The organism is Salinibacterium sp. PAMC 21357, from assembly GCF_000247645.1.
GTDB lineage: Bacteria > Actinomycetota > Actinomycetes > Actinomycetales > Microbacteriaceae > Rhodoglobus.
The window spans coordinates 121,518-137,696 of sequence record NZ_AHWA01000004.1 but is presented as its reverse complement, the minus strand read 5'-3'; the positions used below and the strand labels follow the sequence as shown (position 1 = coordinate 137,696).

General features: G+C 60.0%; 16 protein-coding genes. 14 read left to right on the top strand and 2 right to left on the bottom strand.

The window, feature by feature from the left end; all coding sequences use genetic code 11:
• Positions 1 to 7 precede the first annotated feature (7 nt).
• From ON14_RS03945 to ON14_RS03885, 13 genes are all read left to right on the top strand, one after another.
• Entirely contained in the window at positions 8 to 205 is a 198-nt protein-coding gene (locus ON14_RS03945) for a hypothetical protein (RefSeq protein ID WP_010203327.1), read from the top strand.
• A 58-nt stretch (positions 206 to 263) separates the two neighbouring features.
• Entirely contained in the window at positions 264 to 1,232 is a 969-nt protein-coding gene (locus tag ON14_RS03940) for an AAA family ATPase (RefSeq protein ID WP_010203326.1), read from the top strand.
• 15 nt (positions 1,233 to 1,247) lie between these two features.
• Complete coding sequence (locus ON14_RS03935; RefSeq protein ID WP_010203324.1) at positions 1,248 to 2,615, top strand: DUF58 domain-containing protein; 1,368 nt, start codon at positions 1,248 to 1,250, stop codon at positions 2,613 to 2,615.
• Positions 2,612 to 5,053, top strand: coding sequence for a transglutaminase family protein (locus ON14_RS03930; RefSeq protein ID WP_141629942.1), 2,442 nt, complete (start codon positions 2,612 to 2,614; stop codon positions 5,051 to 5,053). Before ON14_RS03935 ends, ON14_RS03930 begins: the two co-directional genes overlap by 4 nt.
• Positions 5,054 to 5,143: 90 nt before the next feature.
• On the top strand, positions 5,144 to 6,004 hold the full coding sequence (locus ON14_RS03925; RefSeq protein ID WP_010203320.1) for an FHA domain-containing protein: 861 nt from the start codon (positions 5,144 to 5,146) through the stop codon (positions 6,002 to 6,004).
• Between the two features lie 127 nt (positions 6,005 to 6,131).
• Entirely contained in the window at positions 6,132 to 6,542 is a 411-nt protein-coding gene (locus ON14_RS03920; RefSeq protein WP_010203319.1) for a DUF3592 domain-containing protein, read from the top strand.
• 54 nt (positions 6,543 to 6,596) lie between these two features.
• A complete protein-coding gene (locus ON14_RS03915; protein ID WP_141629941.1) occupies positions 6,597 to 7,391 on the top strand; it encodes a hypothetical protein in 795 nt (264 codons plus the stop codon).
• A 181-nt stretch (positions 7,392 to 7,572) separates the two neighbouring features.
• Positions 7,573 to 9,033, top strand: coding sequence for a 3-isopropylmalate dehydratase large subunit (gene leuC, locus ON14_RS03910; RefSeq protein ID WP_010203315.1), 1,461 nt, complete (start codon positions 7,573 to 7,575; stop codon positions 9,031 to 9,033).
• Complete coding sequence (gene leuD / locus ON14_RS03905; RefSeq protein ID WP_010203314.1) at positions 9,033 to 9,629, top strand: 3-isopropylmalate dehydratase small subunit; 597 nt, start codon at positions 9,033 to 9,035, stop codon at positions 9,627 to 9,629. Before leuC ends, leuD begins: the two co-directional genes overlap by 1 nt.
• 8 nt (positions 9,630 to 9,637) lie before the next feature.
• Positions 9,638 to 11,005, top strand: a complete 1,368-nt coding sequence (murA, locus tag ON14_RS03900; RefSeq protein WP_010203313.1) for a UDP-N-acetylglucosamine 1-carboxyvinyltransferase — start codon at positions 9,638 to 9,640, stop codon at positions 11,003 to 11,005.
• Positions 11,006 to 11,010: 5 nt separating this feature from the next.
• Positions 11,011 to 11,781, top strand: a complete 771-nt coding sequence (locus ON14_RS03895; RefSeq protein ID WP_010203312.1) for a lysophospholipid acyltransferase family protein — start codon at positions 11,011 to 11,013, stop codon at positions 11,779 to 11,781.
• Complete coding sequence (locus ON14_RS03890; RefSeq protein WP_010203311.1) at positions 11,768 to 12,802, top strand: NAD(P)H-dependent glycerol-3-phosphate dehydrogenase; 1,035 nt, start codon at positions 11,768 to 11,770, stop codon at positions 12,800 to 12,802. Before ON14_RS03895 ends, ON14_RS03890 begins: the two co-directional genes overlap by 14 nt.
• A 3-nt stretch (positions 12,803 to 12,805) precedes the next feature.
• Positions 12,806 to 13,942 carry a D-alanine--D-alanine ligase family protein gene (locus ON14_RS03885; RefSeq protein WP_010203309.1) on the top strand — a complete coding sequence of 379 codons (1,137 nt, stop codon included), beginning with the start codon at positions 12,806 to 12,808 and terminating at the stop codon, positions 13,940 to 13,942.
• 47 nt (positions 13,943 to 13,989) lie between these two features.
• Here ON14_RS03885 and ON14_RS03880 read toward each other — a convergent pair whose 3' ends face one another.
• Positions 13,990 to 14,538: a DUF3515 family protein gene (locus ON14_RS03880; RefSeq protein ID WP_010203308.1), complete on the bottom strand. Its 549-nt coding sequence runs from the start codon at positions 14,536 to 14,538 to the stop codon at positions 13,990 to 13,992.
• A gap of 23 nt (positions 14,539 to 14,561) precedes the next feature.
• Here ON14_RS03880 and thiL point away from each other — a divergent pair, with 23 nt between their 5' ends.
• Entirely contained in the window at positions 14,562 to 15,554 is a 993-nt protein-coding gene (gene thiL, locus ON14_RS03875; RefSeq protein WP_010203306.1) for a thiamine-phosphate kinase, read from the top strand.
• 42 nt (positions 15,555 to 15,596) lie between these two features.
• Here the strand turns inward: thiL and rsmD are convergent, their stop codons facing one another.
• The gene (rsmD, locus tag ON14_RS03870; protein ID WP_010203303.1) at positions 15,597 to 16,169 is read right to left on the bottom strand and encodes a 16S rRNA (guanine(966)-N(2))-methyltransferase RsmD; all 573 of its coding nucleotides are present in this window, start codon (positions 16,167 to 16,169) and stop codon (positions 15,597 to 15,599) included.
• Positions 16,170 to 16,179: the final 10 nt, after the last annotated feature.

Genomic DNA, 16,179 nt, shown 5'->3' with positions numbered 1-16,179 from the left:
CCACACGATGGAAGTCCGCGACGAGGGCGGAAGTTACAGCGGCAGTACCTACACAAACTCGGGATCGAGTGGCACCCAGATCACCTACTCGTGGAAGATTTGGGATGGAAATGGCGGAAACGCCGACGGCCTCTACAAAGTGTGGGAAAAGTTCGACGGCAGCGATGGACCTCACGTTTCCATCCAAGACCTCCCCAAGTGCTAGCAGCACCAGATAACTCAGCATCAGATAACACCGAACAACGATCGAAGGACAGCTCAGAATGCCCGTAAGTCAAGAGCAAGCGGCCTGGTTCGCCGACGCATTTCAGAAACTGATTAGCAATGTCGACAAAGCCATCATGGGCAAAGACCACGTCATCCGCCTTGTGTTGACCGCTTTGATCTCTGACGGCCACGTGCTTCTCGAAGACTTTCCTGGGACTGGAAAGACAGTTCTCGCAAAGGCCCTCGCTAACACTCTCGACGGCACCACTTCGCGCATCCAATTCACGCCCGACCTATTGCCATCAGACGTTACCGGTGTTCAAATCTTTGACCAGTCGAAAGGGCAGTTCGAGTTTCATCACGGTCCGATCTTCGCGTCGATCGTTCTCGCCGACGAGATCAACCGGGCGAGTCCGAAGACTCAGAGCGCGCTGCTCGAAGTGATGGAGGAGGGTGTCGTCACGATCGACGGCGAAGGTCATCCGGTTGGTGCACCGTTTCTTGTCATCGCAACCCAAAACCCCGTCGAGCAAGCGGGAACGTACAAACTGCCTGAAGCCCAACTCGACCGTTTTCTCATCAAGACCTCATTGGGTTATCCCGACAGCAAGACCGCTGTGTCACTGCTGATGGACTCGGGAACCAGAGCACGAGCGTCATTGGTTTCGCCCATCATCAAGCCGGAATCGATTGTGGCCATGGCGGCATTAGCTGCAGAGGTGTTCGTCGACGAATCAGTGATGCAGTACCTGAACGACATCGTCGAAGCTACTCGCAAGAATCGTGATGTCGTTCTCGGAGTGAGCATGCGCGGGGCGATGGCGCTTGCGCGAGCGATCAAAACGTGGGCGATCGCTCAGGGGCGCACCTATGCGACCCCTGACGATGTTCGTGATCTGGCAGTAGCAGTGCTGGCCCACCGCGTTATCCTCGATCCGGAATCGGAGTTCGCGGGCGTTCTGGCCGAAGACGTCGTCAACCACATTCTGGTGAATATCGAGCCACCGACCTACCGCGCCGCCTAAGAACAACCTCACGTAATGACTACCGATACTTCTGCGGCACCAGAGCCGAGTGCTCGTGCGGCGCGCACCCCGCGAAGCGGCGCGCGCCGGGCAACTCTCGGAGCGGCGCCACGCGCTACGGCAGTGCAGCGTGGTTTTGCGAGCGCGATCGGATCGGTGCGCCGTGTCGTGTGGGGAATATCAGCGGTCACAGCGCCTGCAGTGCGTGTGGTGCGACGAACTGCCCTCCCCATAGTTGCCGTTGTCACTCCCGCAGGGTGGGTGGTTTTGGGGCTAGCTGCCCTCGCCCTCACTCTCAGCGGCGTGTTCGGCTGGCAAGAGTTCTCGTTCTTGGGCACTGTCCTTCTTGCTGCGGTCATCATTAGCGTCGCCTTCCTGTTCGGGCGGGCGTCGTACGGCGTTATTGTCGAGCTCAATCCGCGACGCGTAGTGGTCGGGGATCGCGCGTTGGGCCGCATGCTGGTCACGAACATTGGAGCTCGCAGCCTGCCTCCAACACGCATGGAACTGCCCGTGGGTAAGGGCGTCGCAGAGTTTCAACTACCGTCGATGACGCCAAAAGCGGAGCATGAAGAACTGTTTGCGGTTCCCACCGCCAAGCGTGCCGTGATCGTTGCGGGGCCTGCTGAGTCAGTGCGGGGGGATCAGCTGGGGTTACTGCGGCGCGCTCTGAAATGGGCGGATGCGGTTGACCTGTTCGTGCATCCGCTCACCGTGCGATTAGTGCCCTCTGCCGCTGGATTGGTGCGTGACTTAGAGGGTCAAGTTTCGAACAAGATCACCAACAACGATATTGCGTTCCATGCGCTTCGGCCCTATGTCCCCGGTGACGACCGCCGGTACGTGCACTGGCGCACCTCGGCCCGCATCGGCCAGCTTATGGTGCGCCAGTTTCAGGAGACGCGTCGTTCGCAGCTCACCATCATTCATGCGTCCCGGGGCGATCTTTACGCGTCTGAGGCTGAGTTTGAGTTAGCGATCTCGGTGACAGCGTCGATCGCAGCTCAAGTCATCCGCGATGGAACGCAGATGAACGTGGTGAGCGAGACGGGCCTGTGGCGCACCCAATCGGTGACAGCGATGATGGATGCGTCGTGCCGCATCGAACCACTGAGCCATCAGCTGGAGACGGTACGCGATTTCGCCCGCGAACAAACGCGTCGTTTGCCGGCACCCAGCGTGGTGATGATCGTGGCAGGTTCCCAGATGAGCACCCCAGATTTTCGCAGTATCCAATCATTGTTTGGTCAAGATACAAGCCAAGTGGCATTCAAGGTTGTCGAGGGTGCCGAGCCTAAAATTTCTGCAGTCGCGGGCCTCACGGTGATCACGATCGGTGACCTGAAAGATCTGTCACAACTGGTGAGGGGAGTGGTCGGTTGAGTACAGCGCAGCACAGTTCAGCGCGCAGACCTCTTACCGCGCGAACATGGACCGACGTTGGGGTCGTCGTGGCGCTGGCCGCGATTGGCCTTGTCGGGTTTGAGCCCTCATTCGGTGGCTACAGTTTTCTCGTTCCCGCGCTCGGCGGGCTCGTTGTCGGAGTGGCAACGGCAGTAGTTGCCAGTGTCTTTCGCCTGAGCGTCGTCACCACAATTGTCGCCGCTGTCGTTGCCTACTTCCTTTGCGGCACAGCGCTGGCTGTGCCTCAGCAGGCTCTCCTCGGGGTGTTTCCGAGCCTTCAATCGCTGTCGACACTCGCTCTGGGAACCGTCTACGGCTGGGCAGACATCGTTACTCTCCAGACGCCGATCGAAGCACCGCAGCACATCACCGTTGTTCCCTATGTAGCTACGTGGGTCGTGGCGCTGGTCTCGACAACTTTGGCAACTCGGTGGCTGACCCGAACGCCGCGCGCCGCCTGGCGTTTCGGCGTGGTGTTACTGGGGCCGCTGGCGATCTATGTTGCCAGCATCCTCATCGGCACCGATGATCCCTATCAGGCTGGGGTCCGTGGGGTGGGATTCGCTGCGATTGCGCTGGTGTGGTTGGGGTGGCGCCGCAGCGATGGCAGCAATATGGCGCAGGCCGGTGCGCGCAAACTTCGTGGGCGCAAAATTGCGGGAATCGCCATCGTGGTCTCCGCCGCAGTGTTGTTGGGTGGGGGAGCCGGGTGGTGGATTGCTCCAGCGCAGGATCAACGCTTTGTGCTTCGCGATGAGATCGAGCCACCGTTCGATCCGTTGCAATACCCGAGTCCTTTAGCGGGATTCCGGCATTACACGAAGCAAGTTACCGATGAAGTGCTTTTTTCGGTGAGCGGGTTGAAGCCCGGTGATTCCATTCGACTGGCCACGCTGGACTCGTTCACCGGAAAGCTGTGGAACGTTACCGGCGCCGAGTCGAGTGCCGAGGGTTCCGGCACCTTTAGCTTGGTCGGTCGAAAGCTGCCGCGCCAGTCGTTCATTACGCCAGAGACGCGCACCGATGTCACTTTCACTATCGGTGCCTATGCGGATGTCTGGATGCCGAGTATCGGCTATCCGACCGACCTAGAGTTCACCGCTGGCGACGCGGTGGATGCCCGCGATAGCCTCCGTTACAACGCGTCCACGGGGACCGCTGTGCTCACGGCGGGACTGCACGAGGGCGATTCTTATACTGTCGATACCACTATTCAACAGGTCATTTCCCTCGAAGATCTCTCTGATGTTTCCACTGCGTCTGTAGAGTTGCCGCCGGTTCGGGCAAGCCCTGACATCGTTACCGCCAAAGCACAGGAGTACGCGGCAAATGCGACAACCCCGGTTTCGCAACTCGAAGCTGTACGGCTGGCGCTCACCACCACCGGGTTCCTGAGCCACGGCCGAGCCTCCGACACTGTGGCATCGCGTGCAGGTCACGGAGCCGATCGCATCACCGACCTGCTCGAGCGCACCCAAATGGTGGGAGATCAGGAACAGTATGCTTCGGCCTTCGCCCTCATGGTGAGAAGTTTCGGCTATCCGGCGCGTGTCGTCATGGGCTTCGCTCCCGAGATTGTCGAAGGTGAAACGGTGGAGGTCACGGGCGACGATGTGACCGCCTGGGTCGAAGTTGCCTTCGACGATGTCGGATGGGTGGTCTTCAACCCCACGCCCGACGAAACTGACATTCCCCAAGAGCAAACGCCGAAACCTCAGAGCGAGCCACAGCCTCAAGTGCGTCAGCCCCCTCGCGTTGAGGCAGACGCTGAGGATCTGCTCACTCCCGTGGAGCTTGACGAAAGCGAAGAAGAGGAGGACGACCTCGCGTTCTCCATTCCCGGGTGGGTTTACGCCCTCGGGCTCAGCTTGCTGATCCCGGCGTTCATCATCTTCTTTCCCCTGCTGATTATCGGGATCTACAAAGCTCGCCGTGCTCGCCGTCGTCGGGAGGCCAGTGCACCCCACGATCAGGTAGCGGGAGCCTGGGATGAGCTCGTAGATCAGTACTCAGAATTGGGTTACAGCGTTCCGCCGAAAGCCACCCGAGTCATGGTCGCCGAACAACTCGATGCCCAAGTGCGGCAGACCCTGGCGGGCGCTGCGATCGGTGGTGACACTGAGGCCAGCGTCAGCGGCAGGGCAATGGATGCTGGCGCGGGTGCGTCTGGTGTCGCTCTTGCCGAGCACGCAGTGATGTTGCGCGCGGTCGCGGTCGCGACCGACGACGCAGTTTTTTCGGGCCAAGAGATTTCTCCTGAACGCAGTGGCGAAGCCTGGTCCACAACGGCAGCAGCAGTCGAAGCGGGTCGGGCTGGCCTTACGACGCAGCGTCGAGTCGTCAGCCGATACCGCATCCGGTCGGCCAGAGATTGGGCTTCAAGGGTCTCGACGAAGAGCGAGAATTCCGAAAAATAGGGAATACAGGCAACTCAATTGGATGCGCGGCGCTCCTGTTGCAGATGAGTTAACATTGCTTTTCGGGGCGTGCAAAGGAGGTTGGCAGCGATGAGTACGGAAGACGACGGCGGGTTCATCACTCCGCCTCCGGGAATGATGCCCGCTCCGGCAGAGAAGAAAATAGTTCATTCTGAACCAGAGAACTCGGGCGAGGTCATTGAGCTGCCGCCGGGAATAGTCGATTCGGGCACGTATCGGCTCGCACAAGAGCAGGTGCCATCGCGCGTGAAGAAACCTGATGCTCCCACATTCTTTCCCTCGGGGATGCTCGGCGTTCCTCACGCTCCGGCGGCTGCTGCGGCTGCGCCTCTAGCACCGGCCGCGCCTCCAGCACCGGTTGCACCAGCTGCACCGGCCGAGCCAGCTGCACCGGCCGAGCCAGCTGCACCGGCCGAGCCAGCTGCACCGGCCGAGCCAGCCGCACCTGCTGATGGCGGAGCGGCCGCACCTGCAGCGGAACTCCCTCCATTAGACGCCACCAACGACGCGGTGGACGGCGCGACTGTCGTGCTTTCGCGCCCTCGCCGCGCACCACCGTGGCACCTCACTTTGCCCGACGCGAGCACTGTTGCGGTTCAGCGCACACTCCTCATTGGTCGCGTTCCGGCCAGCAACGCGCAGTGGCCCGCAGCCGCGCTTCTCGCGGTAACGGATCCCGGTAAAACCGTTTCTAAGACTCATGCGGCGCTAGAACTAACGGCTGATGGCCGGCTTCTCGCCCACGATCTGCACTCGACTAATGGCGTGTTCGTGCTTGGGACGGATGCTGCGGCCCATTCCGAGGGCGTGCCGGTCGTGCCGGGAACACCCGCACAACTCGACAGCGGCGTTCACCTTCGTCTCGGTCAGTTCACCATTGCAGTTTCGCGAGGCTCGGCACCCCCGCCCGCTCAGCCGCAGGCACAATAACGATGGGTTTGCGGCGGGGCGTCGTTGATGACTTTCAGGCCGGCTTCTCTGTTGGCCGCATCCGTTTTGCGGCCGGGAACACCTCTGTTCTCGAGCAACGTTTGCCACTAATGCAAAGGCGCTTATCGTGACTGACAAAACGACCCCTGGCGGCAGGTTCCGCAAACCGATAACGCCATGGACGGTTATCCGCGTAATTGTTATCCCGCTTCTTGTCCTGATTTTCGTTGTGTTCGTGATCGTCAATCAAGGCGACGATCGTGCGGATATTCTCGAGAATGGTGTGGCAACTCAGGCGTTGCCCACCGGTGGGACGGTTTCAGATACCTCGCGGAATAACGGGCGCACTAAACGTTGGCTGAGCCTCGAATTTCGGTACATGGTCGATGGGGAAATCTATACGACGGCGGGCGACCACAAGTACGACCGAAATTCCTTCGATAAGACTGCTGCGTTGAACGCGAATCCGAGCGCGGAAGTGAGATACCGGGAGGATGATCCCAGCACGGCGATCGTTCTCGATAAGGATTACCGATGACGCTGATGAGTTTGGAGCAACAACCTTATGAACGCTGCACGATACGGATCCAAGATGATCCCCGGGAACCGGGTGGCGTGGAACAGGCTGGAACGGGCGGCTTTCGAGCATCACCCGGCGGTTGTCACCGCGTTACGATCGACAGGAGTTAAGGGCCAGTCTCAGTGGAAGATGATCTTTTTCCTTCCGCTCGTCGTTCTCGTGGGGATCTTTTACGCCGCGCCGATCTGGGGAATGGCGACAGTGATGGGGCCGGTGGCGTTGAGCCAGACTAGCCGCGTCGCTGAGGGCGACATTTCGGTTGGCTCGATCATCTTCATGTTCGCGTTCGTCTTCGTCGTCGGTCACGCAATTTTGTGGTTGGCAACGGGCCGAAAGCCTCGCTCGGCTCTCCTCGGTAGCGCAGGAATGGCGTTCGCGTTTGGGGGAGTGAGTGCCTTGGTCACGGTGCGACGAGGTCTCGTCAACGCCGTACCGGCGTGGGAGTTGTTGATTCTTCCGATGGCGGCGACTGCGGTAGTCGGCGGAGTCTTTTTCTTTCTGGTGTTCTATGTCAACCGCACCGATCCCCGAGCGAAGAATCCGCCCCAACGGCTCGTGCACTTTCGCGAGACTGAGGCATACACCGAGCCGATCCGAGAGGCTGTTGTGCTCGTGAGCGTGGCCGACCAAAGAAGCATTCGCGAAGATATCTCCGTCGCGATCGACGATCTCGAGCGCAGGCAAGTAATCTCCAGCGAGAGGGCTGCTGAAGCACGCACGGCTCCCTTAGGAAGCCTTGCCGTCCATATGTTGTCTTTAGAGGCTGCTCAACGAGCGGCTATTGCGCGCCACACTGCCTTCTACTAATGGTCCATGCACACCCTCAGCGCTGAGGATGACGTTCCGGGCGCATTCGATGCGATCGACAGGTCTGCGACGGGTGCGGTTGCGAACCCCTCGATAGCTGCACGGGTTGTCACGCGGCGTAGACTGGAGAGATTGAGCCGCGCTTTTTGCGGCACGATCGTCGATTCGAAAGAGGTGCGCTATGGGCAAGACCCTGGCAGAGAAAGTGTGGGATGACCATCTGGTTGTCAAGGGTGCCGACGGTACCCCCGACCTTATCTACATTGACCTTCACCTTGTGCACGAAGTCACGAGCCCTCAAGCCTTTGACGGACTTCGGATGGCCGGCCGCCCGGTTCGCCGTCCCGACCTCACGATCGCAACCGAAGACCACAACACGCCGACTCTCGCGATCCACAAGCCGATCGCTGATCTCACGAGTCGCACCCAAATCGAAACTCTGCGCAAGAACGCCAAGGAGTTCGGTGTGCGCCTGCACTCGCTTGGTGACATCGAGCAGGGCATTGTTCACGTTGTCGGCCCGCAGCTTGGCCTCACCATGCCCGGCGTCACCGTGGTCTGTGGAGACTCACACACGAGCACCCACGGTGCTTTCGGTGCGATGGCCTTCGGCATCGGCACGAGTGAAGTCGAGCACGTGCTCGCCACCCAAACTCTTCCACTGAAGGCCTTCAAGACGATGGCGATCACCGTCGAGGGCGAACTGCGCCCCGGCGTCACCGCAAAAGACATCATCCTTGCCGTCATTGCGCAGATCGGAACCGGCGGTGGCCAAGGCTACGTTCTCGAATTCCGCGGCAGCGCCATCCGTGCTCTCTCGATGGAGGGCCGCATGACGATCTGCAACATGTCGATCGAGGCTGGTGCTCGCGCCGGAATGATCGCCCCAGATCAGATCACCTACGACTACCTCGAGGGTCGCCCGCACGCGCCAGAGGGTGCCGACTGGGATGCCGCCGTTGAGTACTGGAACACCCTCGCCACCGACGACGACGCCGTCTTCGACGCCGAAGTCTTCCTCGATGCCAACACGCTCGAGCCGTTCGTCACCTGGGGAACCAACCCCGGCCAGGGTGTTTCGCTCAGCGACAACGTTCCGGTTCCTGCTCAGATCGCCGACCCCAACGCGCGGGCTTCTGCGGAACGCGCTATCGAATACATGGCGCTCGATGCCGGAATGCCGATGAAAGACATCCGCGTGGATGCCGTCTTCATGGGGTCGTGCACTAACAGCCGTATTGAAGATTTGCGTGCATTCGCATCGATCATTCAGGGCCGCAAGAAAGCGGACCACGTTCGCGTCATGGTTGTGCCTGGCTCTGCACGAGTTCGCATCGAAGCCGAAGCCGAAGGAATTGACAAAATTGTCGAAGAGTTTGGTGCCGAGTGGCGTTTCGCCGGTTGCTCCATGTGCCTCGGAATGAACCCAGACCAGTTGGCTCCGGGGGAGCGGTGCGCGTCGACAAGCAACCGCAACTTCGAAGGCCGTCAAGGTAAAGGCGGGCGCACCCATCTGGTGTCACCGCTAGTTGCCGCCGCCACCGCCATCCGCGGCACACTTTCTAGCCCGTGGGATCTCGACAACAGCCCGCTGCCCGAACAGCTGGCGCTCGCCGCAACAACCGCAGAGGAGTCGCGCTAATGGACAAGGTCACCACCGTCATCGGAATTGCCGTTCCGCTCAAGCGCAGCAATGTCGATACCGACCAGATCATCCCTGCGGAATTTCTGAAGCGCGTCACGAAGACCGGATTTGACGATGCGCTGTTCTTTGCTTGGCGTCAAGACCCCGACTTTATTCTCAATCGTGAGCCCTTCACCCGGGGCAAGATTTTGGTCGCCGGTGCTGATTTTGGTACCGGTTCCAGTCGTGAACACGCCGTTTGGGCGCTGCGCGATTACGGATTTCAGGCCGTGCTGAGTGCTCGCTTTGGTGACATCTTCCGCGGTAACGCCGGTAAACAGGGTCTCCTTGCGGCCCAACTCACCGAAGCCGAGATCGAAACCATTTGGGCCATGATCGACGCAGATCCTGGGCTCGAAGTTACGGTCGACTTGGAAACTCGCACCGTAACCGCAGGCGAAGCCCAGTTTTCATTCGAAATTGACGATTACACTAGGTGGCGTTTGCTCGAAGGCCTTGATGACATTGGCCTCACCTTGCGAAACGAAACAGATATTACGGAGTTCGAAAGCCGCCGAGAATCATGGCGACCTAAAACTTTGCCAGCGAAGTAGAGGTAGCGATGAATCCATTGGCTCAAGACGCAACAGCAGCAGCTAAGCGAACCGGTTTGCTCTCCAACCAGATCATTATTAATGGGGGAAAGCCACTTCGTGGCCGTATCAACGTGCGCGGAGCAAAGAATCTCGCCACCAAAGCGATGGTCGCCGCTCTCCTCGCCGACACACCGAGTGTGCTCAAAGATGTTCCCGCCATCAGCGATGTCCGGGTCGTTACCGGAATGCTCGAAGCGTACGGCGTTACCGTCACCGAGACTGGCGACGGGGAACTCACCCTTGATCCCAAAAACGTTCTCAAGGCGCACTTTGCCAAGATTGACGCCCTAGCTGGTTCTAGCCGCATTCCGATTCTGTTCTGTGGTCCTCTGCTGCACCGCCTCGGCGAAGCGCTGATCCCCGACCTCGGCGGTTGCCGCATTGGTGACCGCCCGATCGACTTCCACTTGGATGCTCTGCGCGCGTTCGGCGCCGTTGTCGACAAAAGCTACGAAGGTATCCGTCTCACGGCCCCCGAGGGGTTGCATGGTGCGGACATCAACCTTCCTTACCCCAGCGTCGGAGCCACCGAGCAGGTGCTGCTCACGGCCGTTCTCGCTAAGGGGGTTACCGAGCTCAAGGGTGCGGCAATCGAGCCCGAGATCATGGATCTCATTGCGATTCTGCAAAAAATGGGCGCCATCATCAACGTTGAGCCCAACCGTGTCATCTTCATTGAGGGTGTCGAGAAGCTCAGCGGCTACAACCACCGCGCACTCTTCGACCGCAACGAGGCCGCAAGCTGGGCATCCGCTGCTTTGGCAACAGGCGGAGATATCTTCGTTGAAGGCGCCAAGCAGCAAGAGCTGATGAACTTTTTGAACATCTTCCGCAAGGTTGGTGGAGCGTTCGATATCGCTGAGGACGGGATTCGCTTCTGGCACCCAGGCGGAGCGCTTAAGCCGGTAGTCATCGAGACCGATGTGCACCCTGGCTTCATGACAGATTGGCAGCAGCCGCTGATCGTCGCGCTCACTCAGGCCGAGGGACGTTCTGTAGTGCACGAGACGGTGTACGAGAACCGTTTGGGCTTCACGTCGGCCCTCATCGAAATGGGTGCCAACATTGTGGTTCACGAAGACGGCCTTGAGTCGGTCAGTCGTCGCGTTCCTCGTCGCCCGCTTGAGCAAGCAGCCGTCATCATCGGCCCAACGCCGCTGCACGGTGCCGATGTCGAAATCCCTGACCTGCGCGGAGGGTTTAGCCACCTCATTGCGGCGTTGACTGCTGAAGGTCAATCGACGGTCAGCAACATTGGGATCATTGCGCGTGGTTATGAGCACTTCGTTGACAAGCTTGAGTCACTCGGGGCCGATTTTATCTACGAGGGCTAACGCCGGTGTCGTCGACTCCCGAGCGGCAAACTCGCGTGAAATCTGAGAAGACAGTAGTTTTTCGGACGCTGGCGTTTTTGATTTTGCCGGCAATGACCGTGATAGCCAAGTACAAAATTCATGACGCTCACAACGTGCCAGCGCAGGGAGCTTTTGTTCTTTCGCCCAATCACTACAGCAAAATCGATCCGGTAGTGATCGGTGTCGGCATGTGGAAGATCGGGCGGATGCCGCGCTACATGGCTAAAGCTGCGCTCTTCGACGTTCCGGTGATGGGCTGGTTGCTCAAAAAATCGGGCCAAGTTCCGGTGCAGCGTGCATCCCAAAGCCGCAGCGGAGCAGATCCGATGAAAGCGGCACGCCAGATTGCCGAGCAAGGTCTTGCCGTGGTGGTCTATCCCGAAGGTACGCTGACGCGCGAGCCCGATATGTGGCCGATGCGCGGAAAATACGGTGCGGTGCGCACGGCGCTGGACACCGGTATTCCTCTAATTCCCTCGGCAAGTTGGGGTGCTCAAGAAATCCTGCCTCGATATTCGAAACGGATTAGTATTTTTCCCCGCAAGACTGTTCATATCATTTTCGGTGAACCCGTAGATTTGTCTGAGTTTGAAGGCAAACATCTGGATTCGCGAGTGCTCGCTGAAGCTACGGAGAAACTCATGACCGCAATTACCGCTCTCCTCGAGGAGCTCCGCGGCGAAACTGCTCCGAAGGTTCGCTACAACCCGGCCGATCACGGTCAGAGTGAGGTTGGCCGTTTTGATCAACGCTAACGCCGGTTCCGATCACGCTCCCGCCCGCCGCGTTGCCGTGCTCGGTGCTGGATCGTGGGGCACAACGTTCTCCAAAATCCTTGCCGATGGCGGCAACGATGTAGCGCTGTGGGCTCGCCGCCCAGAACTCGCTCGCGAAATCTCGCAATCCAAGCGCAACAGTGACTACCTGCCAGGTATCAACCTGCCGCGATCACTGTGGGCGAGCGACAAATTGCACGAAGTGCTTGAGGGAGCAGAACAGGTTTACCTTTCTGTGCCCAGCCAGTCCCTGCGTGAGAACCTACGCATCGTTCGGGAACTGATTCCCGAAGATGCACTCATCGTCTCCCTCATGAAGGGTGTCGAAAAGGGCACCGGTGCCCGCATGAGCGAAGTTATCTTGCAAGAGCTTGGTGTCGACCCCAACCGCGTCGCCGTGGCATCCGGCCCCAACCTTGCTCTAGAAATCGCCAAAGAGCAGCCGACTGCCGCGGTAATGAGCAGCGCGAGCCTCGAGACCGCAACCACGGTGGCGGTCACCGCGCGCAACCGCTACTTCCGTTCTTTTGTGAACACCGATGTCATCGGTACCGAATTTGGTGGAGTGCTGAAAAACCTCATTGCGGTTGCTATCGGCATCGTCGATGGTGTCGGCTACGGCGAGAACACCAAGGCATCCATCATCACTCGAGGGCTGGCCGAGATGACCGACTTCTCGGTTGCGTTCGGTGCCCGCGCTGAAACGCTCGCGGGCCTTGCCGGGCTTGGTGACCTCATTGCGACCTGCGAATCTTCGCTGTCACGCAATAACACCGCCGGTCGCCTGCTCGGTCAGGGCTACAGCTTCTCTGAAGTGATCAAACAGATGAACCAGACAGCTGAGGGGCTTTCGTCGGTGGCGCCAATTCTGGAATTGGCACTTTCTAAGGGAGTCGACATGCCGATCGTGAGCCAAGTTGCTGAGGTTTTGGCAGGTACGCTCGCTCCGCGGGATATCGCTCCGCATTTAACAACTGACGATCTTCCTCAGGGGGAGTAAACGATGACGGACCAGCCCACCACAACGGCCATGTCCCCATTGCCGGCCAAGCCCACAACCACCGTTGTGTTGCTGTTCGGCGGTCGTTCTTCGGAACACAGCATCAGCTGCGCTACCGCAGGCGGGGTATTGTCAGCAATCGATCGCGCGAAGTACACGGTGATCCCGGTCGGGATTACTCGTGACGGTGCTTTCACCTTGCAGCCGGATGATGCCGACAAGTTTGCGCTGAACCCGGATGAGATGCCGGAAGTTACCGACAATGACACCCGCATCCACTGGCCAGAATCGGCGCTCTCTAGCGAGCTAACAGTGACGGATGCCGACGGCAGCACCCGCAGCCTCGGCGATGTCGATGTTGTGTTCCCGATCCTGCACGGCCCTTTTGGTGAAGACGGCACAATTCAGGGGCTCATCGAGCTCACTGGCCTGCCTTATGTCGGCAACGGTGTGCTCGCGTCGGCGATGGGAATGAACAAGCACTTTACGAAGCTTGCTCTAGAAGCTGCCGGGGTAGCTGTTGCTCCGTGGGTGACGGTCTCTGCGGTGCAGTGGCAACGTCAGCCGGCGGTCTGGCGTCAACGGGCGTCGAGTCTCGGATTTCCTGTCTTCGTGAAGCCAGCGCGTGCGGGTTCCTCAGTGGGAGTGACGAAAGTGACGAGCCCCGACGAGCTTGTCAATGCATTCGCGACTGCTTTTGCAGAAGATTCCACAGCACTGGTCGAGCAGGCGATGACGGGCCGCGAAATCGAATGTGGCGTGCTCTCTGGGCGCGACGGCGGCGATACTCGCGTGAGTGTCGCGGGCGAAATTGTGGTCACGGGGCGGGACTTCTACGACTTCGAAGCTAAATATCTTGACGTCTCGGCTGCCGAACTGATTTGCCCCGCACCGTTGCACGATGGCGAATTGTGGCAGATGCAGCGCACTGCGGCCCGTGCCTTCGAAGCAATTGGTGGCGCAGGGCTAGCCCGCGTGGATTTCTTCTTCGATGGCGTCGAATTTGTGGTCAACGAAATCAACACGTTGCCCGGGTTCACGCCCATTTCTATGTTCCCCAAGTGCTGGGCAGCGAGCGGGATGACGTATCCCGAACTCATCGATGAACTTATCGAGCTCGGGCGCGAGACTGTTCGCTAGCGCGGCAAGCGGCTGCCTCGCCGTCGATAACAGCTGCTGCCCGCTGGCTACTCGGATTCTGCGGCGGGTGTGGGCGTTGCTGTTGGCGCGGGGGCGTCGGACAATGCGACACAAAACCGCTCTGCTGTGATCTGACTCACGGCGCCAGCAAGCTCAGTCAACGCATCGAGGCCAGACACCTCATCGCCTTCAACATCGGGGTCGCCATCGCTGTCAATAATGACTTGCACGGCGGGGTCGCGGCCGTAGGTCGTGAAGACGAAGTTCGGGGCGTCGCTATCGTCGCGCAACCAGTCGATGCCATTTTCGGGGGCCGTCACACAGGCCAGAGCCGCAGTCGGATCCGGAACGGCGACTCCGCACCGCACCAGCACATTCGCGGGTTCTCCCCACGCTGCTGTGCCTTGCGCGTTAGTTTCGCGAATATCGAGGCCGGCAACGGTGTCTGGCAGCCGAACAATTACGTCTGCGCACGCGGGGTTTGCGGCATCGTCGGCGGGTTCAAGGGGAAGGATCGTCGAGCATCCGGCCAGCGTGGCAAGCAACGGAGCGACTGCAAGCAGTGCCAAAACGGGGGTGCGGGTCGTCGATCTCATCTGCTTCAGGCTACCGTGAGAATATGACGATTGACCGCGAGGGCGACCACAGTGACACGCTCGGCCACGTTGGCGAGTTAGATGCCCTCAAACGCATCTTTCCGCGACTGCCCTCCGCTGCAGCGGAACTGATCGGTCCCGGTGACGACTCAGCTGTTCTCGCCGCCCCGGATAAGCGCATGGTCATCACGACCGACATGATGATCCATGGCCCCGACTTTCGGCTTGCCTGGTCGACACCGTACGACCTCGGCTGGAAAGCTGCGGCCACGAACCTTTCTGATATCGCTGCGATGGGGGCAGTGCCCACCGGGCTTGTTGTCGCTATCGCTGCCCCCAATGACACCCCGGTGGCATCACTCGAGGCGATTGCGGATGGTTTACGCGACGGTTGCGAGACTCTCGCGCCCGGCTGCGGAGTCATCGGTGGTGACCTTTCAGTCTCGACGGTGTTGACGATTGTCATCACGGCGTTTGGTGATCTTGAGGGCCGTTCGCCCGTGTTGCGTTCGGGCGCCCGCGTCGGCGACATAATTGCGGTTTCCGGCACGCTCGGTCTCGCGGCCGAGGGTCTGCGCCTGCTGTTTACTGACGGTGTCGTCGATGGGGAACCGGATGCTGCAGCCGCCCTAGCGCTAGCGACCCAGCATCCCGCTGCCATTGCCGCCCAGCTCCGGCCTGCTCCACCGATCGCTGATGGCAAAGCCGCGTCGCTCGGTGGCGCGACGGCCATGCTCGATCTCAGCGACGGGCTAGCGATTGATGCCCGCCGCATTGCTACCGCGAGCGGTGTTGGTCTTGATCTGTCAGCGGAGGCGGTGGGTGGCCGCGTGCAGCTAGACGGTGGAGAAGATCATTCGCTGCTCGCAACTTTTCCCAAGTCAACGCCGTTGCCGGCGGGATTCCGCGCGATCGGTCATGTCGTCGACGGCGAAGGTTTGCTCGTCGATGGTGTTGCGTACACCGAGCGTGGCGGTTGGGATCCTTATGCGGGCTGGGATGGCGCGGTCGGCTGAATTGCGTCTGGCTGGACTTGCTGACGCATAGGCGGCTGCCAGCTAGATCTCGGTTGGCTGAACCCAGTAGAGCGTGGTGTCGCCGTAGTCTTTGCGGCGGTCGAGTTCGAGACCGGCAGGCCAGGCCGGTTCGGGGTCCCGTGAGCTGCGTTCGACGATGACGAGCGCGTCAGGGCTGAGCTGGCTGGCGAGCAGTTCGAGAGCCACGAGAAGTTCGCCATTGCCGAGTTCGTAGGGCGGGTCGATGAATACCAGATCCCACTGATCTCCGGATGTCTCCAAAAAAGTGTGTACGGTGCGGGCGGCGGTGAGGATGATCGGCTTTGACCCGCGCGGAGCCTTTGCGGCGATGAGCGTGGCGTTCTTGCGGCAGGTGGCGGCAGCCCGCGAATTATTCTCCACGAGGGTGACGTGGGGTGCGCCGCGCGAGGCCGATTCGAGTCCGAGTGCTCCGGTGCCGGCATAGAGGTCGAGCACGCGGGCGCCATCGATGGCGTTCCGGGCTTCGAGCGCGGAGAAGATCGCTTCGCGCAGGCGGTCGCTTGTAGGGCGGGTTCCCGCGCTCGGAACGGCAATGGTGAGGGAGCCGGCATATCCGGCAATGATGCGTGTCATAGCGTGTCGA